This window comes from Mycolicibacterium setense, from assembly GCF_000805385.1.
Classification (GTDB): Bacteria; Actinomycetota; Actinomycetes; order Mycobacteriales; family Mycobacteriaceae; genus Mycobacterium; species Mycobacterium setense.
On the sequence record NZ_JTJW01000008.1, the window covers coordinates 751,246 to 771,354 of the forward strand.

Sequence of the window (20,109 nt, forward strand, 5' to 3'; positions counted from 1 at the left end):
CCGCCGCGAAGGAGGAGCCCGCCAATGACCAAGGCCCAGGTGGTTTTCGATCCGTTCTCCGAGGAGTTCTTCAACAACCCGTTCGACATGTACCGGCAGATGCGTGAGGAGGCCCCGCTGTTCTACAGCGAGGAGCAGGACTTCTACGCCCTCACCCGTCATGAGGACGTCGCGGCAGCGTTGAAGGACCACGAGGCGTTTTCCTCGTCGCGCGGCTGTGATCTGGCCATGGTGCAGAGCGACGAGCCGCCGCAGAAGTCCATCATCTTCATGGACCCGCCCGATCACCGGCACATGCGCAGCCTGCTGAACAAGGCGTTCACCCCGCGCATGATCCAATCTCAGCGGGACACCGTCGTCGAGCAGATCGAGCACCACCTCGGATTGATCGACTCCGACGAATTCGATGTGGTGCAAGACTTTTCCGGTCCGTTCCCGGTCGAGGTGATCACCCGCATGGCCGGCGTCGAGCCCGAGTACCGCCAGCAGGTCCGGCACTGGATCGATACCAGCCTGTCCCGCGAGCCCGGACAGATGACCACCTCTGAGGCCGGCATGCAGGCCAACATCGATACCGGGATCTACTACTACGGGCTGGTGCAGAAGCGTCGCGAAAATCCGCAGGACGACATGATCAGCCGGCTCATCGCGGCGGAGATTCCCGGTGAGGACGGCCAGATGCGCCGCCTGGACGACATCGAGATCACGGGGTTCGCCACGCTGCTCGGCGGCGCGGGCGCCGAGACGGTCACCAAGCTCGTCGGCACCGCGATGGTGTTGTTCGCCAAGTTCCCCGAGCAGTGGCAGAAACTGCTCGATGACCGCGAGAAGGTCCACGCCGCTGTCGAGGAGCTGCTCCGCTACGAGGGGCCGGTGCAGTACAACGTCCGTTACACCCTCAAGGAAGCCCACGTACCCAGCGGCACCATTCCGGCGGGCAAGCCGGTGTTCCTGATCAGCGCGGCGGCCAACCGCGATCCCGATGCGTTCACCGACGCCGACTCGTTCGACATCGACCGTGATCGCACCGAAGCGCAGAACCTGGGCCTGGGTTACGGCATCCACAGTTGTCTCGGGGCGGCGCTCGCCCGCATGGAGAGCGTCGTCGCCCTTGAGAAGCTGCTCGACTTCATGCCTCGTTACGAGGTGAAATGGGATGGGCTGAAACGCGTTCAGATGCAGAATGTCGCGGGCTATTCCAATGTGCCGGTGCGGGTGTTGTCGCGATGAGCAAGAAAGTGCACGTCGACTTCGAGATCTGCGAGAGCAACGCCGTCTGCATGGGGCTGGCTCCCGACGTGTTCGACCTCGACGATCAGGACTATCTGCACATCCTGCAAGAGGATGTGACACCCGAGAACGAGGCGCTGATCCGCGAAGCGGTGCGTCAATGCCCCCGGCAAGCCATTTCGATCACCGACGAGTAGCCCGTGCGTTTCGTCTTCGTACACGGCGGTTTTCATGCTGCCTGGTGCTGGGAGCGCACGATTGCCGAACTGCGAACTCTGGGACATGACGGCGTCGCCGTAGACCTGCCCGGACATGGTGCGCGGCGGGCCGAGGAGTCCACGCTGGCCAACCGGCGCGCCGCGATTCTCGAGATGATGCAGCCGGGCGATGTGCTGGTGGGGCATTCGGGTGGTGGATTCGACGCCACTCTCGCTGCCGATGCGGCCCCGGAACTGGTGAGCCACATCGTCTATCTGGCCGCGGCGTTGCCCAGGGAGGGCAGGACGTATCCCGAGGCGATGGCCATGCGTTCGGCCGACGACGACTTGGGCACCGAGTTCGACGGAGACGTCGGGGAGATGTTGAGCTATCTGCATTTCGACGAGGAAGGCGCGATGCATTTCGCCGACTTCGAAGGGGCGTGCCGCTACTTCTACCATGACTGCGACGAGGCAACGGCCCGTTGGGCTTTCGATCAGCTGGGCCCCGAGCGGTTCGGCGATACCACGGTCACCCCGGTTTCGGTCAAGCAGTTCTGGGCGGCAGACCTGCCCCGCAGTTTCATCCGTTGCCTGCAGGACCGCTCGATGCCGCGCTGGTTGGCCGACACGGTCACGCAACGCCTGGGAGTCGATCAATTGACCATCGACGCATCGCATTCACCGTTTCTGAGCCGCCCGCGCGAGCTCGCCGAGCTGCTGGTGCACGCCACCACGACCACGCCGGTGTCGGCCCTCATCCCGGCCTGAGACCGTTGACTCTGCGCTGAGGGCGCGAAAGTGCGTGTGCACAACGCCCTCACCGCAGTGTCAACGGGACTAAGCCGCGGCGATGACCGTCTTGCCGAATTTTTCGGTGGCCTCCAGCGCATGGGCCAGGCTGTCGCCGGGCAGCGTCACGTGCAGCCAGGTCACGCCCAGCGCCTCGAGCTTGTCCACGCCGGCCAGGTATGCGTCGGCGGCGAAGTCGTCGTCTCCCGGGTTGCCGCCCTCGAAGTTGTTGAACACGATGTCGATTCCGTCAGGATCGCGGCCGGCTGCAGACATCCGGGTCCGCAAATCCTCGATGCCGGCAGCCAAGGCGTCCAGTGAATCGATCGCCGCGGTGCCCGCGGTCTTCGCCAGGCCCGGCGGCGCGGCGAACGGGCACCACCCGTCGCCGTGTGCGGCCACCCGCGCCCGAGCGGCAGAGGTGTTGCCACCGACCCAGATCGGCGGATGGGGGCTCGCCGCCGGCCGCGGGTGCGCGGTGATTCCGCGAGCATTGAAGTGCTTGCCTTCGAAGCTGTAGTCGTCGGTGGTCCAGATACCGCGGATCACCTCGAGTGCCTCGTCGAACAGCTCGGCACGCTCGTCGTAGGACACCCCGAGCGCGGCGAATTCCCGCTTGAGATAGCCGACTCCGACGGCGAGCGTGAACCGCCCGCCCGACAGCATGTCCAGGGTGGCCCCGGATTTGGCCACCACGAAAGGGTTTCGGTACGGCAGCACCACGATGTTGGGCACCAGGCGCAGCGTCGTGGTGTGTGCCGCGGCGAATGACATGGCCACGAACGGATCCACCGCGTCGTGACCGCCGGCATCAAGCCAACGTTGTGACGGCGCGGGATGGTCGGTGAACCCGAATCCGTCGAAGCCCGCCTTCTCGGCCGCAGCCGCCACTGCGGCAATCCCGCTGCCGCTCACCAGATCCGGATGATACGGGTGAGTGTGCATCGGATGCGTGATGCTGTAGCGCACTGCGGCCGCCCCGGGTCAGGAGGGGAAGCCGGAGAGGATGACGCCGTTGCACTCCGCGGCGCCTTGACGGACCTTGGCGGCCGCCTGGTAGGCATCGGAGTAGTACCACTCGCGCGCGGCGTCGACGGACTCGAACTCCAGCACGACGGTCTGGGTGCCGTGCCAGGAACCCTCGATCACCTCGGGCTTCTGGTCCACGGCCACGATCTTGGCGCCGCCCATCGCCTTCGAGGCCAGCTTGGCGTACTCGCCCATGCCGGCCGGATCCTTGATGTCCTCGGTGATGACGACGTAGCCCTTAGAAGTTCCAGCTGCCATTACGAATCTCTTTCTCTAGTTGCCGATTTCGCTGATCGCCCGTTCGGGGCAATTCTCTATCGCCTCGCGCGCCGCGCCTTCGAGTCCGGCCGGGACATCCTCCGGATCGGCGACAGCCCAACCATCGTCTGACATCTCGAAGACCTCGGGGCACAGCGTCAGGCACATGCCGTGGCCGGCACAACGGTCCTCGTCGACCTTGACCCGCATCAGCTGTCGAATTCCAGGTGCAGCTCGGTCAGGCCGCGCAGGATGAAGGTCGGGATGTAGTTGTAGCGCCGGTCGCCGTCCGAACCGTGTTGGGCCTCGGAGATCCGGATATCGGTGGTCCGGTCCAGCAGCCGCTCGATACCGACCCGGGTTTCGGCACGCGCCAACGGCGCGCCGGGGCAGCTGTGGATGCCGCGTCCGAAAGCCAGGTGCTGGCGGGCATTCTTGCGCGCCGGGTCGAAGGTGTCGGGATCCTCGAAGCGCCGCGGATCGCGGTTGGCCGCACCGTTGAGCACCATCACCGTGGTTCCGGCATTCAGCTCGGTGTCACCGATGGTCACGGGGCAGCGCGACAGCCGGAAGTCGCCCTTTACCGGGCTTTCGATCCGCAACGCCTCTTCGATGAAGTTCGGAATCAGGCTGCGGTCGGCACGCAGGCGCTGCTGAATCTCCGGCTGTTCACACATGATCTTCAATGCGGTGCTGAGCAGGCGCACCGTGGTCTCCTGCCCGGCCGAGAAGACGTTGGTCGCCACTCGTGCGACATCGCCGACGTCGGGAATGCTGCCGTCGGGGAAGGTGGCCTCGGCCAGCCCGGTGAGGACGTCGTCGCGCGGATTGGCGCGACGATCGGACACGTAGTCGGAGAACTGGCCGTACAGGAACTCCAGCGGGCTGTGGGACAGCGATTCCTTGCCGGTGCTTCCGACACCGCCGCCGGAATTCTGTTTGATGCCGTCGACGAAGGCTTCGCGGTCATCGGCCGGGATACCGAGCAGGTCGGCGATCACCAGCAACGTGAACGGTCCGGCGAAGCCCTTGATGAACTCTCCCCCACCGGGCGCGAGGTAGCTGTCGAGCACCTCGTCGGCCAACTGCCACATGGCGTCCTCGTTCTCCTTGAGGCGCTTGGGGGTGATCAGCCGCATCAACAGCGAGCGATGGTCGGTGTGAGTGGGCGGATCCAGCGTCGGCAGCTGATCGCTGAACGGCAGCTCGTCGCGATGCTTGTCGATGAGCTCGGTGACCTCTTCGGCGCTACGCCCCTCCAGCGGGACCGGGAAACCCGGGAAGGGTCCCGTGACCGAGAGGCAGGACGAGAAGGTCTCCTCGTCGTTGTAGACCTGGACGGCCTCGTCCCAGCCGGTCACCATGGTGACGTTGTAGTGATCCTCACGAGTGACCGGGCACTTGTTCCGCAGGGCCTCGAAGAACGGATACGGATCATCGACCAATCGTTCATCGCGGAAAAAATCGATACCGGTTGGGTCGATCGCCATCTGCTGCTCCCGTTCCAGCCGCACATATGAGAATGCGGCTCTCATCTATGAATAGCAGATTTCCATAGCCCCGGTTAACCGTCAACGCCGGCCCGTACCGAACTGCGGCAAGTGACAAGAATTGGATTCTCGTACGTTTCGCCGTGCGTCGGCCGACCAGGAAGCCGTCGTCACCCGGCTTTTCCGCATCATGAAAGCTAGTTAGACAGACGTCAACTATTCTCAACAGTCCGGCCCACTGTTACAGTGCGAATATGCCCAGAACAGCAGTGGCCGCTACTGCTGACAACAGTCAGCGCCGCGCCTCGTTCCAACGGGCCCGGTCGCACCAGACCAAGCGCGATCTGGTGCAGGCCGCGATGGCGCTCTGGCGTACCAACGGCTACGCCAAGACCACGGTCGCCGACATCTGCCGCGCCGCGGGGGTGTCCCGGGCGCTGTTCTACTTCTATTTCCCCGCCAAAGAGGACATCCTGTTCGAGGTGGGCCTGACCTCCACCCGTCTGGCACAGAAGCGGGTGAAATCGCTGCTCGTCGGCGATTACGACATGATCGCCGTCATCACCGAGGCACTTCGCAGCCTCGAACGGTCGATGGCGCGCAACCCACCCGAGTTGATCGTCGAGACGATCCTGGAGGGCTACCGGCACGAACACCGGATCCTGGCCGGCGATGTCGACCCGGAGGCCCGGGACGCCGACATGTTCGGCGAGTTGTTCGCCCGTGCCCAGGCCAACGGCAAGCTCGGCGCCCACGTCGACGTGACCCACCTGTCTCGGCTGGCCCAGATCCTGGTCAGCGAAGGCGTCCGGCACTGGGCCGGCGGCAGTTTTGGCGACCGCTCGTTCACCGACGTCGTCGCACGCGACATCGGTGCGCTGATCACCGGCTTCAACACCACCACCAACTAGATCGGAGGGCCCACGATGGCGTGGGATTTCGAGACCGACCCCGAATACCAGGAACTGCTCGACTGGGCCGACAACTTCGTGACCGAGCAGGTCGAGCCACTCGACCTGGCCTGGCCGCACCTGCAATTCACCCAGCTGGAGGGCAAGCGCCGGGAAGCGATCGACCCACTGAAGGCCCAGGTGCGCGAAAAGGGCTTGTGGGCCACGCATCTCGGTCCAGATCTCGGTGGGCAAGGCTACGGCCAGCTCAAGCTGGCATTGCTCAACGAGATCCTCGGCCGCTCACAGTGGGCGCCGATCGTGTTCGGCTGCCAGGCCCCCGACACCGGAAATGCCGAGATCATCGCGCACTACGGCACCGAGGAGCAGAAGCAGCAGTACCTGCATCCGCTGCTCGAGGGCGAGCTGTTCTCCTGCTATTCGATGACCGAACCGCACGCAGGCGCCGACCCGACCCTGTTCACCACCAGCGCGGTCCGGGACGGGGACGACTGGGTCATCAATGGCTGGAAGTTCTTCTCCTCCAACGCCGCAACCGCGTCGTTTCTGATCGTCATGGTGGTCACCAATCCTGAGGTCAGCGCCTACCAGGGCATGTCGATGTTCTTGGTGCCGACCGACACACCGGGCGTCAAGATCGTGCGCAATGTCGGCCTCTACGGCGAACCGGACAACGCGGGTTCTCATGCTCTCATCCACTACGACAACGTCCGGGTTCCTGCCCAGGCACTGCTGGGCGGCGAGGGCCAAGCCTTCGTCATCGCCCAGACCCGGTTGGGCGGCGGCCGGATTCACCACGCGATGCGCACCATCGGCCTGGCGCAGAAGGCGCTGGACATGATGTGCGAACGCGCGCTCAGCCGCGAAACCCAGGGCAGTCGCCTGTCCGACAAGCAGTTCGTGCAGGGCTACATCGCGGACTCCTACGCCCAGTTGCTGCAATTCCGGCTGATGGTCCTCTACACAGCGTGGGAGATCGACAAGTACAACGACTACAAGAAGGTTCGCAAGGACATCGCCGCAGTCAAGGTGGCCATGCCCACCGTGTTGCACGACATCGCCTGGCGGGCAATGCAGATCCACGGTGCGCTCGGCGTCACCAACGAGATGCCCTTCCTTGGCATGGTCACCGGTGCCGCGGTGATGGGCCTGGCCGACGGCCCGACCGAAGTGCACAAGACCACCGTCGCCCGGCAGGTGCTGCGCGATTACCAGCCGACCACCGACACCTGGCCCTCCGAGTGGATACCCCGCAAGCGCGAAGCCGCGAAAGCGAAGTACGCGGAATATCTGGAGGCTGAGGTGGGCAATCTGTGAGTGAGATAGACGTTGCGCGCCTTGCCGATTGGATGGACAACGCGGGGCTGCCCGGCAAAGCCGAGCCGCTGGAGGCTCGGTTCCTCTCGGGCGGCACTCAGAACGTCATCTACGAGATCCGCCGTGGTGAGCACACCTGCGTGCTGCGCATGCCGCCACCCGGGGCCCCACCGGACCGCGACAAAGGCATCCTGCGGGAGTGGCGCATCATCGAGGCGCTCGACGGGACAGAGGTCCCGCACACCGCCGCGGTCGGGGTGTGCGGCGATCCTGACGTGCTCGGCCGCCCGTTCTATCTGATGGGCTTCGTCGACGGCTGGTCCCCGATGGATACCCATGGCCGTTGGCCCGAACCCTTCAACTCCGACCTCAGCCTCCGCCCCGGACTCAGTTATCAACTCGCCGAAGGCATTGCGCTGTTGTCAAAGGTGGATTGGCAGGCCAAGGGCCTGAGTGATCTCGGCCGGCCCGACGGCTTCCACGAACGTCAGGTCGACCGCTGGATCGGCTTTCTCGACCGAATCAAGAACCGTGAGCTGGCGGGGCTTGAGGTGGCCACCGCCTGGCTGCGGGCCCACAAGCCGCTCGATTTCGTCCCCGGGCTGATGCACGGCGACTATCAGTTCGCCAATGTCATGTACCGCCACGGCGCCCCGGCCACGATGGCCGCGATCGTGGACTGGGAAATGGGCACCGTCGGCGATCCGAAGCTCGACCTGGGCTGGATGGTGCAGTCGTGGCCGGCCGACGTGAACAACCCGGAGCCGTCCGAGATGGGCTATGTCGACATGCGTGGAATGCCGTCGCGCGACGACGTGGTGGCCCACTATGCGGAGGTATCGGGACGCCAGGTTGATGACTTGGATTACTACCTGGTGCTTGCCAAGTGGAAACTGGCGATCGTGCTGGAGCAGGGTTTCCAGCGGGCCGGAGACGACGAGAAGCTGTTGGCCTTCGGGCCGGTGGTGACCGACCTGATGGCCTCGGCCGCCGAACTCGCCGAGTCCAGCGACTACCGGTGAAGGCCGCGGTATGCCCGGAGTACGGGCCACCGGAAGTGGTCGTCATCGAGGAACTTCCCACTCCCCCGATCACCGGCGGCCAGGTGCGGGTGCAGGTCGGCGCGGCCGCGGTTAACTTCCCAGACGTGCTGCTGGTTGCCGATCGATACCAGATTCACGTACCGGTGCCATTCGTACCGGGAAGCGAGTTCGCCGGCGTCATCACCGAAGTCGCGGAGAACACCGACGATTTCGCCGTTGGTGACCGGGTGACCGGCACCGGTTTGTTCGGGGCGTTCGCCGAGCAGGTATGCGTCCCGACGGCCGGACTGGCCCGGATCCCCACCGGTGTCGACGATCAGACCGCGGCCGCCTTCGGCGTCGCCCACCGCACCGCGTATCACACGCTGCGATCGGTGGCCCGGATCCAACCCGGCGACGACGTGATCGTACTGGGCGCCGGCGGCGGCGTGGGTCTGGCGGCGGTGCAGCTCGCGACGGCGTTGGGCGCGCGGGTGACCGCGGTGGCGTCCTCAGAGGAAAAGCTCTCCACCGCAGCACAATACGGTGCTGTCGCCCTCGTCAACCACGCCCAGGGCGATCTGCGGGCCGCCCTGCGAGAAGCGCTGCCCAACGGGGCGCATTCGGTCCTCGACCCGGTTGGTGGGGACCTGTCCGAGCCGGCCTTGCGGTCGCTGCGCCGTGGCGGCCGGTTCGTGACCATCGGCTATGCCTCGGGCGTCATCCCCCGCATCCCGCTGAACCTGGTCCTGGTCAAGGGGATTCAAGTGCTCGGATTTCAGTTCCAGGACATCGCCCCGGACGAGTTCACGCGTAACGAGGCCGAACTGCGGGACCTGTTGGCCACCGGCGCCGTGCGGCCCCACATCGGCGCGGTCTACCCGCTGGCCGACGCGCCCGCCGCACTTCGGACGGTGGCCGACGGACGGGCGGTCGGCAAGGTGGTCATCGCGGTTGGTTACGCGGAATCCGACGCAAGATCCTTGGGCGGGTAGAAGTACTCCCGCCAGGCCGTGATCTTGCCGTCTTTCACCTCGTAGGCGCCCATCACCGGCCAGCTCATCTGCTTTCCGTCCACGAGCCAATGATCGCTGCGCTCCATCAGCACGACGTCCCCGTCGACTGCGAGATACCGGATTTCGAGATCGACGCACGTGCCCCCGGCGAAGAACACCTTCATCATCTCGTGGATCGCCTCGCGTCCGGCCAGTTTCGGCCACTCGGGGCCGATGTCGAAGGTGGCGTCTTCGGCGAAGTGGCTCATGATTTCGTCGACGTCGTTGTTCCCCCATGCGGCGATCTCGGCACGCACGATCTCCTCAGCGGTCATCGTCTTCCCGTCGGCATGTTGTGACAGCATATTGACACCTTTCTTCGAAATTGTAACGAGGTTCTGGTTCACGACACCACCATGGGCAGTTGTTCCCAGCCGCGCACGGTGGAGGTGGGCGACAGGTTCGCGGCCTCGAGATCGACGTCCCATTCCGGGAACCGGGTCAGCATCTCCTCGAGCGCGATACGCCCCTCGAGCCGGGTCAGTGCCGCACCCAGGCAGAAATGCGCACCCATCCCGAAGGTGAGCGGCGAGGAAACCTTGCGGTGGATGTCGAAGCGGTCAGGGTCGGCATAGACGCGGTCATCACGATTCGCCGCCCCGGCCACGAAAAGGATTGCGCTGCCTGCTGGAACGGTCCGGCCGTGAAATTCTGCGTCGCTCGCGACATATCGGCCGATGTGCGGCGCGGGCGTCTCGTAGCGCAGGATCTCTTCGATGGCGTTGGGGATCAACGAATGGTCCTCGACCAGCTCCCGGCGCTGATCGGGATGTGCGGCAAGCACCTTGGCCGTCCAGCCGATCAATCGCGTGGTGGTTTCGTTGCCCGCACCGGCGACAACCTGGACATAGGCGAGAATCTCGTCTCGGGTCAGGCGCCGCTGGGTACCGGTCTCGTCCACGAACTCAAGGTGCAGCAGTTCGCTCATGATGTCGTCGGACGGATTGTCCACCCGCCAATCGAGGTATTCGGCGAACACCCCGCCGCGAACGAGAGTGTCCTGCTTGAACTTCATGGCCTTGCCGGGCGCGACCCGTAAATTCGCGTCGCTGCGGTCACGGATCTGCTCTTGATCCTGCTCGGGGATGCCGAGCAGCATGCCGATGACCCGCATCGGCATCTTGGCGGCGAACTCGGCGATGAGGTCGAACCGATTCGACCCCACCAGCGGGTCGAGACAGGCCGCTGAGAAAGCCCGGATCTTCGGCTCAAGGGATGCCACGGTCTTCGGCGTGAACATCTTCGAGACCAACTTGCGGTGGATGGTATGCGTGGGCGCGTCCTCGTAGATGACCAGACCGGGTGGCATCTCGATCCCCGACTTGATCAACTCGAGAATGTTGCCGCGGCCCGACTTGAACGTGTTGCGGTCCGACAGCCCCTTCGCCACATCCGCGTGGCGGCTCACCGCGTAGAAGTCGTGCCGCTCGTTGTGGTACAGCGGCGCCTCGTCCCGCAGCCTGCGGAACGTCGGGTACGGGTCCCGGTTGATCTCCAGGTCATACGGGTCGTAATACACGTCTCCGGCGGGCACTGACTGCTCAGTGGACACTTGGCTGGACACTTGGCCGTTCCCTTCGGTGGGTCTGCAGGATTTGACGCGGTTCACGCCCCCATACCGCCGTCGACCGCGATCGCCTGACCGGTGAGGTAGCCCGGGGCGTCATCACACAGCCACACGGCGATGTCGGCGATCTCCCCGGCCTCGGCCAGGCGGCCGACAGGGGTTGCGGTGAGCAGGTTTTCGATCACTTCGGGCGACATCGACGCCCGGAACATCGGGGTGTCGACCGTGCCGGGGCAGATGGCGTTGATGCGCAGGCCCTGGCTCGCGTACTCCCGCGCGGCCACCTTGGTCAACCCGACGACACCGTGTTTGGCCGCGGTGTAGGCCGATACGGTCGGCGCGGCCCGCAGCCCGGCCACCGAGGCACAGTTGACGATGGCACCGCCGCCCGTCTCGATGATCGCGGGAATCTGATAGCGCATGCACGACCACGTTCCGGTCAGGTCGACGGCGATCACCCGGTTCCAGTTCTCCATGGTGGCTTCGGCGGTCGGCTTCCCGTGTTCGCCGTCGATGCCCGCGGAGTTGAACGCCGCATCGAGGCGACCGTACGTCGCGACGGTTCGGGCCACCGCGTCGGCGACGACCGCGTCGTCGGTCACATCACATGGGATGAACGTCGCTGTACCCCAATGGTTCAGCTCCGCCTCAACCTTGGCGCCGGCCTCTTCGTCGACATCTCCGAGAGCCACCGCGTAGCCACGGCGGGCGAACGCCTCCGCCGCGGCCCGTCCGATCCCGGAACCCGCACCGGTTACGAAAGCGACCTTCTGATCTCTCACTGTGGACACAGTTCCTCGTTTCTGGAGTGCACGCGTTCGCTCATCCGGTCGATCACCACCGCGCCGTCGCGGATGACGGCGCGCAGGGCTTCGGCGGGACGGGCGAGCAACGAGAGGTCGGCGACGGGATCGCCGTCGACGATGATCAGGTCCGCCAGGGCGCCGGACTCGATCACTCCCACCCGCGCCGGCGAATCCACCAGCAGCTGACCGGCGTTGAGGGTGCCCCAGCTGAGCACAACTTCCGGCGAAAGGCCGTCGATCTGGCCGTAGTACGCGAACTCGCGACCGTAGTTTCCGACCTGATGGTCCAGCGGATCGTCGTCCATCATGTCGCGGAAGACCCCGCTGTAATCGTCACCGATCAGGATGCGCACGCCGGCCTCCTGGGCCGCCGGCAGCATGGCGCGGACGTGGTCGTACTGCTCCCGGCGCACACCGAGGTTCTCGCCGAGGCCGAGCTCGAGCACACTGCGGAGAAAGATGAGGCTCGGCACCCAGAAGGTTCCTGCCTCCACCATGGCAGCGATGACTTCCGCATCGACCTCGTCGCCGTGATCGACGACATCGAGGCCGAGTTCGATGCACTCCATGATCATCGCCTTGTCGGCGACGTGCGCACGGACCTTGGCGCCGCGTTCGTGGGCGGTGTCGATGATCGCGGCGATCTCGTCACGCGACATGTTGCGGGTGGTCCGATTCGGCTGGCCGTGGCCGGCACTGGCGAAGATCTTGATGGTTTCGGCACCGCGGTTGATCTCTTGGCGCACCAGCCTGCGCAGGGCATCGGGACCGTCGGCGCAGACATCGGTTCCCGGTGTCTGGTAGGCCTTCCACCATCGGCCGCCGTTGTTCATGTCACCCGTGGTACCGAGATGGTGTCCGCACGCGCGGATCCGTGGCCCCGGGATGATGTCCTCGTCGATGGCCATCTTGAGTTGCGCGTCGATGTCGTTGGAGCAGGAGGCGCCCGAGTATCCGGTGAACCCGCTCTCCAACAGCACCCGGCAGGTGCGGATCCCGATCGCCATCAGAACCCCCGGCGGGCGTTCCTTGCCGAGCCGGTCGCTGTCGGCGATGTCGAACTTGTAGAAGTCCGGGTGCAGATGGCTGCTGATCAGGCCCGGCATCAGGGTCATGCCCGCAGCGTCGATCACATCGTCGGCCGTGGCGGGCGGGGCGTCGATCGCGGCGATGGTGTTGCCGTCGAGCGTGACACTACGCAGGCCGGAAAGCATTGTGCGGCCGTCGAAGACCTTGGCATTGGTGATCACCAACATGTCTGGATCTCCTAGCGCGCGGCCCGGCCCCGCCGGCTCAGGCGCCAGTCCGGGGGAAACTGACTGTCGTTGTCCTTGACCGTGTCGGTCAGGTTCTCCAGCGTCTCCGAATCCAGTTCCATGCCCCGGGTGTCGGGGTCGGGCCGGAGCTGATCGAGGGTGGACTCCAACAGGCCGGCGACGATACTGCCCATGTATTCACCCTGATGCTGCTTGTAGATCTCGAAGAAGGTCTTCTGGGCGAACACCGTGTCGGTGGGACGACTGCGAGAACAGGCCAGCGCGTACTTGTCGGTCATCGCCTCGAGCTCGTCGAAGGGCACCACGGCGTTGATGAAGTTGCACTCGTACATCTCCTTGGCGGTGAACGGCCGGCCGGTGAACACCATCTCCATGAACTTGCGCGCGCCCATCGTGTTGCACCACTGCCATTGCCGCGCAGCGAATCCCGCGTAGCGCCAGGCGGCATGACCGAACAGTGAATCTTCGGACGCGACCACGATGTCGGCGTCGGCAGCCTGGTAGAAGTGCCAGCCGTAGCAGTACCCACGCACCTCCAGGATGCTGATCTTCTTGAAGTCCTGAAGGCTGCGCATGCCGGCGCTCGGATCGGTGTAGAACTGCACCGTCGACGCCCGGCGGCGGTAGGTCCCCACCGGCGGATAGACCACGTCCGCATCCTCGGGAACCCGAACCGCATGGTTCATGCTGCCGTCACCACGGCCGGCCATGGTGTCCAACAGTTCGGTGAGATCGGCGCCGCTACCCAGGTTGGGTCCGTTCGCTCGGATCACCAGCACCTTCACCTCGTCATCGATGCTGGCGTTGTGGACGAGGTCCGCGTAGCGGTGCTGGGCATCGATCGTCATCGCGTTGAGTTCGTCGGCACGGTCGAGGGTGATCGTGGCGATCTTGGTTTCCGGGTTCTTCTCGTACAGCACAATCTCTTCCGCCGGAGGCCGCTGCTTGGGCTGTGCTTGCTCTACCTGCTCTGACATGTGCCGCGTCTCCTTGTCGGTGTTCACCCGCCGGCCGCAGTCACGTGATGGGTACGTGCCTGCGCCGCGAGGTGGGCTGTGATGAGTTCGGTCAGTTCGGAGAGCCGCACTTTTCCGGTCGGCGTTCTGGGGACGTCGTCGTGGGTGATGAAGACGATCCGGCGCGGGATCTTGAAGCTGGACAGTGTTTCGCGCAATGCGGCACGCAGGCTCGCCTCATCGGGTTCGCTGCCGGCGGCGGGAACGACTGCAGCGGCCACGATTTCGCCGAGTTCCGGATCGGGCAGACCGGCGACGAGAGACAACTCCACCTCGGACAGTGAGTTCAGCGCCGCCTCGACCTCGAGGCGAGACACGTTGGCGGAGTTGGTCTTGATCATGTCGCTGATCCGGCCGACGAAGAAGGCGTAACCGTCGACATCGATCCGGACGAGGTCTCTGGTCGGGAAGAAACCGTCTGCGGTGAACACCTCGTGCCGCGGCACCTTGTAGAAACCCGTCATCAGTGCGCCACCGCGCAGTTGCAGTTCGCCGACCTCGCCGGGCGCCACCTCGACGCCGGTGTGCGGGTCGACCACCCGCCGTTCGATGCCGTTGACCGCACGGCCGGCGGCACCGGCCTTCGACTCGGGCAGGCGCCTGTTCACCGGCTCCGCGCTGTGCGGCGCGAAGCTCTCCGACATCCCGAGCATCCGGGTCTGCAGGTGGCGCGGGATGGGGTCGCCGTTCTCGTCCCACGTCGGCCCGGTGGTGATCTTGACGGCGTCGAGATCGATACCACGAACTCGTGCGGCCGCCTGGAGTTTGGCCAGCATGTGCCAGACCACGATGTTGGTGACCTGATGGCGTTCGATGGTATCGAGCACGACATCGATGTCCGGACTGGTGGAATACACCAATGTGCTTCCGGTACTGAGCACTTGCAGTGCCGCCGAGATGCCACCCATCCAGAAGGCAGGCAGTAGGCACAAGGTCCGATCGGTGGGTTGGACGTCGAAATACGTGGCCAGGACCGGGGGCTGGCGGGCGACTGCCCACTGGCCGTGGACCACGGCCTTGGGTGTGGCAGTGCTGCCCGACGTATAGACGACGAATGCCTCGTCGCCTGGGGCCACCTCGGACTCGACGGCTGCCAGCAGTGCGGCGTCCGGCGCGTCGGGCGTGTCGGCGCGCGCCTGCAGATCGTCAATCGAACGGGCCCAGGGCAGTCCGGCAGCATCGTCGAGCCACACCGACCTCAGATACGGCGCGGCGGGCAGGCGAAGGACCTCCGGCCTCGCGTCTCCGAGCCCGGGCAGGGCTGCTTCGAGGTTGCGTCCGTAGTCACGGGTCAGGAACCGGCGCACGCCGATCAGGATCTGCGCATCGCTGTTCCGAATGATGTGGGCAAGCTCGTTGGGTGTGGTCAACGTGCTGATCGGGGTGACGAGTGCACCGATGCGCAACGCCGCGTAGAACGCAGTGATCAGCAGTGCACTGTCGGGCGCCAGCAGCGCGATCCGGGTGCCTTTCGCGGCGCCGATCGCCAACAGAGCGCGTGCCATTCGCGCCGAACGCTGTTCGAGTTCCCGGTAGGTGAGCGTCTGGCCGGCGAAGATCAGCGCGTCTTGGTCCGCGCGAGCGGCGACCACCTCGGCGAACAGTTGCGGGAACGTCGAAGCCGGTTGCTTGCCGTCAACGTCGTCTGTGTCGTCCATGAGCCGCGTCCGCTTCAGAACCTGGTGATGGGATCGGCGCCGTCCCAGGACTGCGCGGCGGCACGCATCGCGGCGAATCCGGCCTCGCGGGCCGGGCTCGGCTCGAGTAGTTCGACCATGAAACCGAGCGTGGGTGTGGTGTCGACCCAACACGTGCGGCTGTTGCCGATCTGACCCTCGAACGCGAGCTCTGCTCCCGCCTCGATGTACGTGTCACGTTCGGATTCATAGTCGGTGCAGACCAATGCCATGTGGTGCAGCCCGGACTGTCCGGCCTCGAAAACGTCGCGGAACACGCCCGGTTCGTCGTTGTCCTGGCAGACGAGCTCGATCTGAAGGTCTCCCGCGTAGGCGATGGCGGCGGTCACCGCGGGAAACTCGGCGGGCACGCCACGGTGGCGTCCCCCGACGCACCCCACGCCGTCGAACCAGAAGAACGGGCCCACTCCCGCACTACGGGACCAGGATTCGATGGCGAGGCGAAGGTCCGGAACCACCCAGCACACCTGCATGAAGTTCCGGTTGGGAAAGGGGGAAACGGTGCTCAACAACGTGCCCTTCAGCCGATCAGCGGGAATCGCTCGTCGTTCAACGCGGTCCACTGCGCCATGTCCGTGGTGTCGAAGTTGGGGCACGGCGACCCGTTCCAGCAGACATCTTCGGGCTGGACGATCAACAGATATCCCCATCGCGGACGGTCCATCGCGTTCGCGCCGGCGCCGTGGATGGTCAGGTGGGTGTGCACGGTGATGTCGCCCAGCTCGTAGTTCATCTGCTCACTCATGTCGAGTTCGCGTAGCTCCGGGAACACCTCAAGGGCGTCCGCGCCGCCATAGGTGGTGTAGTCGCCGAGCACACCGAGGCGGTGTGAACCACTGACGAACGACATGGTTCCGGCTTCGGGCCCATAAGGTTCCAACGGAATCCAGAACGTCATACCGCCGGTCCGGTCCACCGCAAAGGTAATGTAGTCCTGATGGAACGCCGTCGCTCCGTTACCGCCATGCCGGGAAGACTTCGTGGAAGGCAGCTTCGGCACGAAGAAGTCGTTGTAGTACCTGACTCCGACAGCCGAGCCGGTGTTGGTGCGCCGGCCCAACAGCAGAGTTGCGCTCTTGCCGATCTCTTCGATCAGGGGTCGCAGCACCGGGTTGCCCAGACCACCGCTGCGCTCGGCGTTGAAGTAGGCCAGCACACCTTGGGCCTCCCCGTCCGTGGCCGGCGCCATACCCGCTTTCAACGGGTTGCTGTCCGCATCCTCCCCCATTTTCTCGCGGGCGAGCTCGAGCATCCTGGCAAGCACATCGGGATCCACGAAGCGCTTGAGCTTCACCCAGCCGTGCTCATTGAGATGCGCGACCTCCTCGGGCGTGACCAGGCGGCACGGCGCCTTGAGGCCAGTGGTGTCGTCCATGTTTGGGAATCCTCCTCCGACAGGGGAATTGGCGTTGGGTCCGGACCGGTATCGATCAGACGAAGATTCCCGGCCCGGTCCGGAATGCGTAGAGGCCGACCACGGCGTCTTCGGGGAGCGTGTACGGCGTCGCAACCTGGTCGACCGTGGGACCGATCCGGTCGGCGACCTTCGTCAACTTCTCGCGATCCAATCCGTACAGATCGATGGCCGTCTCGCCCAGGAACTTTCGCGTGTGAGCGGGATCTACATCGGAGAAGGTGAAGCGCATGGCCTCCCGGGTGTCCGGGAAGGTCCCCTCGGCATGCGGATAATCGTCGCCCCACATGACGTTGTCGACGAGATCATGCTCCACGGCCAGTTTGGCTTCGCCATTGGACATGAAACTCGCACCGATGTAACAGTTCCGGCGGAAGTACTCCGACGGCGGCTTGGGCAGCTTGGCCCGGATCGCGGCGCCGGTCGGGCCGTGGTAGAGCCCATCCATGTTCGCCATGGCCTCCGGCGCCCAATCCACCCACTGCTCGGTGAGCACCAGTTTGAGATTCGGGTAGCGCTCGAACACGCCACTGAAGATCATCACCCACAGCCCCCGGCGGGTCCGGAACGGCGTCTCCATCATGTACATCATCTGCGCGCCCTGACCCTCGTACGGGTAGTGCTCACCGCCGCCGCCGTGCGTGTTCACCGACATTCCGGTCTCGTTGCAGGCAGCCCAGATGGGTTCCCACGCAGGATCATTGAGCATCGGGAAATCGCCACGGGGTGCGGGCAGATTGATGCCCTTCAGGCCCGCCCCGGCCGCCCACTCGATTTCCTCCGGGCACGCGCTCAGATCGGAGATCGGTATATGCGCGATGCCGGCGTGCCGTTCCGGGGCCAATGACACGAAGTCCGCCAACCACCGGTTGTAGATGCGCACCCCGACGCGCTCGAGATCGTTGTAGGCGGAGTCCCCCCAGCTGATGAGCCCGGTGGTCGAGAACGGGATCGATTGGCCGTTGAGGCCACCGTGGAAGATGACATCCGCGGCCACACCTTGTTCATCCATGTCGGCGATCCGCGCGTCATGGTCCTGCAGCCCGGGCGCCAGGCTGTGCTCATAGCTGCGTTGCAGGAATCGCGCGCCGACCTGGTCGGCATTGCGGATACCGGCCTGCTTCCCGAACCGCTCAGCCTGGGCCTCGTCGAGCTTCTCCGCACCAGCCTTACCCTGGGCGGTCGGCGCCTTCTCGGCTTGCGCCTTACCCCGTTCAGCCTGGGACTTCCCCAGCGACCAGCTCTGCTTCCCACCGGAATTCGCCTCCGACGACCGCCACGACAAGAGGCCCTGGCTCTCCATCTCGGCCACGAAGCGGTCGAAGTCATCGAGGTGCTTCGCGTCGCAGTACGGGCGCAGCTGGTCTTTGACCGACGGGCCGACATGGCTGTCGATCGACACCGTGACGTAGGGCCGGTCGTCGGAACTGGTGTCGACGAAACCGGGCTGATCTTGCGACATGTCTTCCCCTTGGTCATCGCACAGGTGGGCAGATGTGAGCCGTCGCGGAGCCAGAGTGCCCCGCGCTTCGGGCGGTTCGTTGGGGAGATGTTAAGCACCATCGTGCGGAATTTGCAACGGTGTTGTGTTTTTGCACCAGCGTGGCAAGGTAATGAACAAACCGGCACGTCCGAGTATTGACCAGGGCGTTCAGCTCGCGTTGCGCCATCGTGCAGTGGAATGCGTTGCGCACCAGACTGATCTGGGCGTCAATCCGCCCGATTCCTTGACCCCGCGACCGCTCGTCTGCTAGGCAGGTGCTCAGCACTTTCAATCCGTTCAGGAGATCACCCGTGCCCACATCACGCCAACATCAGCAAACTCTCGTCGCGGCGAAGCAGTCATGACCGCACCGGCCGCGGCCGATCTGTACTACGACCCGTACAGCGTCGACCTCAACATGAACCCCTACTCGGTGTTCGCCCGGATGAGGGAAGAAGCCCCGCTGTACTACAACGAGCAGCACGACTTCTACGCGCTGAGCCGCTACGACGACGTCAACAAGGCGGTGATCGACCACGAGACGTTCATCTCCGGCCGCGGAGCCGTGCTGGAGATCATCAAATCCGGGATGGAGATTCCCCCGGGGACATTGATTTTCGAGGATCCGCCGATCCACAACATCCACCGCAACCTGCTGTCGCGGATGTTCACGCCGCGCAAGGTACTGGCGCTGGAACCGCAGATCCGCGAGTTCACCGCACGCTGCCTTGATCCGCTCGTCGGGGGGAACCGCTTCGACTTCGTCAACGATCTCGGCGAGCAGATGCCCATGCGAGTCATCGGCATGTTGTTGGGCATCCCCGAGGAACGGCAGCGACAGATCACCGACCACGGTGAGGAGATCCTGCAGGGCCAGACGGTCGACGCGCTGGCGACCGGTGAGGTGTTCGCCGAGTTCATCGACTGGCGCGCTGAACATCCCTCCGACGACATCATGACCGACCTACTCAACGCCGAGTTCGAAGACGAGACCGGCACGGTGCGCAAGCTGCGCCGCGACGAGTTGCTGCTCTACCTGACCGTCATCGCCACCGCCGGTTCCGAGACCACCACCCGACTGATCGGCTGGGCCGGCAAGACACTGGCCGAATACCCGGATCAGCGGCGCGACCTGGTGGAGAATCCGGGGCTGATCCCCCAGGCGATCGAGGAGATCCTGCGGTGGGAGCCACCGGCTCTGCAGATCGCCCGCTATGTCACCCGCGACGTGGAGTACTACGGCCGTACCGTGCCCGAGGGTTCGGCGATGCTGATGCTCGTCGGCGCGGCCAACCGCGACCATCGCCGGTTCGCGCCCGACGGCGATGTGTTCGACATCCACCGGGAACAGCACGCGCACATGACCTTTGGCGCGGGAACGCACTTCTGCATGGGCAATGCGCTGGCCCGGCTCGAAGGCCGCATCGCGTTGGAGGAGATCCTCAAGCGCTTCCCCGAGTGGGAGGTCGACTGGGACAACGCGGTGCCGTCGGAAACCGCAGCGGTCCGAGGCTGGGCCGCGATGCCGACCCTCATTTCCGGGTAGGG

Annotated in this window: 21 protein-coding genes; 8 read left to right on the forward strand and 13 right to left on the reverse strand. The window is 64.9% G+C overall.

The genetic code is table 11. The annotated features are described in order from the left end of the window. The first annotated feature begins 24 nt into the window (after positions 1 to 24). Genes QQ25_RS21830 through QQ25_RS21840 form a run of 3 tightly spaced genes read left to right on the forward strand, consistent with a single transcriptional unit; the run spans position 25 to position 2,198 of the window. Positions 25 to 1,230 carry a cytochrome P450 gene (locus QQ25_RS21830; RefSeq protein ID WP_039322677.1) on the forward strand — a complete coding sequence of 402 codons (1,206 nt, stop codon included), beginning with the start codon at positions 25 to 27 and terminating at the stop codon, positions 1,228 to 1,230. Continuing rightward, entirely contained in the window at positions 1,227 to 1,427 is a 201-nt protein-coding gene (locus QQ25_RS21835) for a ferredoxin (protein ID WP_039322680.1), read from the forward strand. Before QQ25_RS21830 ends, QQ25_RS21835 begins: the two co-directional genes overlap by 4 nt. 3 nt (positions 1,428 to 1,430) lie before the next feature. Next, positions 1,431 to 2,198: an alpha/beta fold hydrolase gene (locus QQ25_RS21840; protein ID WP_039380950.1), complete on the forward strand. Its 768-nt coding sequence runs from the start codon at positions 1,431 to 1,433 to the stop codon at positions 2,196 to 2,198. A 69-nt stretch (positions 2,199 to 2,267) separates the two neighbouring features. Here QQ25_RS21840 and QQ25_RS21845 read toward each other — a convergent pair whose 3' ends face one another. The 4 genes from QQ25_RS21845 to QQ25_RS21860 are packed head-to-tail and all read right to left on the reverse strand — an operon-like array spanning position 2,268 to position 4,996. After that, positions 2,268 to 3,188, reverse strand: coding sequence for an LLM class F420-dependent oxidoreductase (locus QQ25_RS21845; protein ID WP_039322684.1), 921 nt, complete (start codon positions 3,186 to 3,188; stop codon positions 2,268 to 2,270). Between the two features lie 15 nt (positions 3,189 to 3,203). Continuing rightward, positions 3,204 to 3,506 carry a DUF1330 domain-containing protein gene (locus QQ25_RS21850; protein ID WP_039380952.1) on the reverse strand — a complete coding sequence of 101 codons (303 nt, stop codon included), beginning with the start codon at positions 3,504 to 3,506 and terminating at the stop codon, positions 3,204 to 3,206. Between the two features lie 15 nt (positions 3,507 to 3,521). Beyond that, positions 3,522 to 3,716: a ferredoxin gene (locus QQ25_RS21855; RefSeq protein WP_039322690.1), complete on the reverse strand. Its 195-nt coding sequence runs from the start codon at positions 3,714 to 3,716 to the stop codon at positions 3,522 to 3,524. Then, entirely contained in the window at positions 3,716 to 4,996 is a 1,281-nt protein-coding gene (locus QQ25_RS21860; protein WP_039381183.1) for a cytochrome P450, read from the reverse strand. Before QQ25_RS21860 ends, QQ25_RS21855 begins: the two co-directional genes overlap by 1 nt. Positions 4,997 to 5,250: 254 nt before the next feature. On the opposite strand from QQ25_RS21860, the gene QQ25_RS21865 reads away from it, so the two are divergent. Genes QQ25_RS21865 through QQ25_RS21880 form a run of 4 tightly spaced genes read left to right on the forward strand, consistent with a single transcriptional unit; the run spans position 5,251 to position 9,241 of the window. After that, positions 5,251 to 5,907, forward strand: coding sequence for a TetR/AcrR family transcriptional regulator (locus QQ25_RS21865; protein ID WP_169748646.1), 657 nt, complete (start codon positions 5,251 to 5,253; stop codon positions 5,905 to 5,907). Between the two features lie 15 nt (positions 5,908 to 5,922). Then, positions 5,923 to 7,224 (forward strand): acyl-CoA dehydrogenase family protein, encoded by a 1,302-nt coding sequence (locus QQ25_RS21870; RefSeq protein WP_039322693.1) that lies wholly within the window; start codon positions 5,923 to 5,925, stop codon positions 7,222 to 7,224. Between the two features lie 32 nt (positions 7,225 to 7,256). After that, a complete protein-coding gene (locus QQ25_RS21875) occupies positions 7,257 to 8,246 on the forward strand; it encodes a phosphotransferase family protein (protein WP_052235951.1) in 990 nt (329 codons plus the stop codon). Continuing rightward, positions 8,243 to 9,241 carry an NADPH:quinone oxidoreductase family protein gene (locus QQ25_RS21880; protein WP_052235952.1) on the forward strand — a complete coding sequence of 333 codons (999 nt, stop codon included), beginning with the start codon at positions 8,243 to 8,245 and terminating at the stop codon, positions 9,239 to 9,241. The genes QQ25_RS21875 and QQ25_RS21880 overlap by 4 nt, the downstream gene beginning before the upstream one ends. On the opposite strand, the gene QQ25_RS21885 is transcribed toward QQ25_RS21880, so the two are convergent. Genes QQ25_RS21885 through QQ25_RS21925 form a run of 9 tightly spaced genes read right to left on the reverse strand, consistent with a single transcriptional unit; the run spans position 9,205 to position 18,540 of the window. Continuing rightward, on the reverse strand, positions 9,205 to 9,606 hold the full coding sequence (locus tag QQ25_RS21885; RefSeq protein ID WP_052235953.1) for a limonene-1,2-epoxide hydrolase family protein: 402 nt from the start codon (positions 9,604 to 9,606) through the stop codon (positions 9,205 to 9,207). The two genes, QQ25_RS21880 and QQ25_RS21885, sit on opposite strands and share 37 nt — an antisense overlap. Positions 9,607 to 9,644: 38 nt before the next feature. Then, entirely contained in the window at positions 9,645 to 10,865 is a 1,221-nt protein-coding gene (locus QQ25_RS21890) for a cytochrome P450 (protein WP_234711950.1), read from the reverse strand. Between the two features lie 41 nt (positions 10,866 to 10,906). Then, complete coding sequence (locus QQ25_RS21895; RefSeq protein ID WP_039322699.1) at positions 10,907 to 11,659, reverse strand: SDR family oxidoreductase; 753 nt, start codon at positions 11,657 to 11,659, stop codon at positions 10,907 to 10,909. Beyond that, on the reverse strand, positions 11,647 to 12,930 hold the full coding sequence (locus QQ25_RS21900; protein WP_052235954.1) for an amidohydrolase family protein: 1,284 nt from the start codon (positions 12,928 to 12,930) through the stop codon (positions 11,647 to 11,649). The genes QQ25_RS21895 and QQ25_RS21900 overlap by 13 nt, the downstream gene beginning before the upstream one ends. A gap of 11 nt (positions 12,931 to 12,941) precedes the next feature. Continuing rightward, positions 12,942 to 13,928, reverse strand: coding sequence for an enoyl-CoA hydratase/isomerase family protein (locus QQ25_RS21905; protein WP_039323220.1), 987 nt, complete (start codon positions 13,926 to 13,928; stop codon positions 12,942 to 12,944). A 23-nt stretch (positions 13,929 to 13,951) separates the two neighbouring features. After that, a complete protein-coding gene (locus tag QQ25_RS21910; RefSeq protein WP_052235955.1) occupies positions 13,952 to 15,625 on the reverse strand; it encodes a class I adenylate-forming enzyme family protein in 1,674 nt (557 codons plus the stop codon). 14 nt (positions 15,626 to 15,639) lie between these two features. Next, entirely contained in the window at positions 15,640 to 16,173 is a 534-nt protein-coding gene (locus QQ25_RS21915; protein WP_157847838.1) for a VOC family protein, read from the reverse strand. An 11-nt stretch (positions 16,174 to 16,184) separates the two neighbouring features. Next, a complete protein-coding gene (locus tag QQ25_RS21920) occupies positions 16,185 to 17,039 on the reverse strand; it encodes a phytanoyl-CoA dioxygenase family protein (RefSeq protein ID WP_039322704.1) in 855 nt (284 codons plus the stop codon). Positions 17,040 to 17,094: 55 nt separating this feature from the next. Beyond that, the gene (locus QQ25_RS21925; RefSeq protein ID WP_039380957.1) at positions 17,095 to 18,540 is read right to left on the reverse strand and encodes an amidohydrolase family protein; all 1,446 of its coding nucleotides are present in this window, start codon (positions 18,538 to 18,540) and stop codon (positions 17,095 to 17,097) included. A gap of 382 nt (positions 18,541 to 18,922) precedes the next feature. Between QQ25_RS21925 and QQ25_RS21930 the strand changes: the two genes are divergently transcribed. Then, a complete protein-coding gene (locus QQ25_RS21930; protein ID WP_039322710.1) occupies positions 18,923 to 20,107 on the forward strand; it encodes a cytochrome P450 in 1,185 nt (394 codons plus the stop codon). Positions 20,108 to 20,109: the final 2 nt, after the last annotated feature.

Excerpts from the sequence above, each read along its gene's own strand:
- QQ25_RS21830 (WP_039322677.1), top strand. The coding sequence starts at position 25 with ATGACCAAGGCCCAGGTGGTTTTCGATCCGTTCTCCGAGGAGTTCTTC.
- QQ25_RS21835 (WP_039322680.1), top strand. The coding sequence starts at position 1,227 with ATGAGCAAGAAAGTGCACGTCGACTTCGAGATCTGCGAGAGCAACGCC.
- QQ25_RS21850 (WP_039380952.1), bottom strand. The coding sequence starts at position 3,506 with ATGGCAGCTGGAACTTCTAAGGGCTACGTCGTCATCACCGAGGACATC.
- QQ25_RS21855 (WP_039322690.1), bottom strand. The coding sequence starts at position 3,716 with ATGCGGGTCAAGGTCGACGAGGACCGTTGTGCCGGCCACGGCATGTGC.
- QQ25_RS21860 (WP_039381183.1), bottom strand. The coding sequence starts at position 4,996 with ATGGCGATCGACCCAACCGGTATCGATTTTTTCCGCGATGAACGATTG.
- QQ25_RS21865 (WP_169748646.1), top strand. The coding sequence starts at position 5,251 with ATGCCCAGAACAGCAGTGGCCGCTACTGCTGACAACAGTCAGCGCCGC.
- QQ25_RS21870 (WP_039322693.1), top strand. The coding sequence starts at position 5,923 with ATGGCGTGGGATTTCGAGACCGACCCCGAATACCAGGAACTGCTCGAC.
- QQ25_RS21875 (WP_052235951.1), top strand. The coding sequence starts at position 7,257 with ATGGACAACGCGGGGCTGCCCGGCAAAGCCGAGCCGCTGGAGGCTCGG.
- QQ25_RS21885 (WP_052235953.1), bottom strand. The coding sequence starts at position 9,606 with ATGCTGTCACAACATGCCGACGGGAAGACGATGACCGCTGAGGAGATC.
- QQ25_RS21900 (WP_052235954.1), bottom strand. The coding sequence starts at position 12,930 with ATGTTGGTGATCACCAATGCCAAGGTCTTCGACGGCCGCACAATGCTT.
- QQ25_RS21905 (WP_039323220.1), bottom strand. The coding sequence starts at position 13,928 with ATGTCAGAGCAGGTAGAGCAAGCACAGCCCAAGCAGCGGCCTCCGGCG.
- QQ25_RS21910 (WP_052235955.1), bottom strand. The coding sequence starts at position 15,625 with ATGGACGACACAGACGACGTTGACGGCAAGCAACCGGCTTCGACGTTC.
- QQ25_RS21920 (WP_039322704.1), bottom strand. The coding sequence starts at position 17,039 with ATGGACGACACCACTGGCCTCAAGGCGCCGTGCCGCCTGGTCACGCCC.
- QQ25_RS21925 (WP_039380957.1), bottom strand. The coding sequence starts at position 18,540 with ATGTCGCAAGATCAGCCCGGTTTCGTCGACACCAGTTCCGACGACCGG.
- QQ25_RS21930 (WP_039322710.1), top strand. The coding sequence starts at position 18,923 with ATGACCGCACCGGCCGCGGCCGATCTGTACTACGACCCGTACAGCGTC.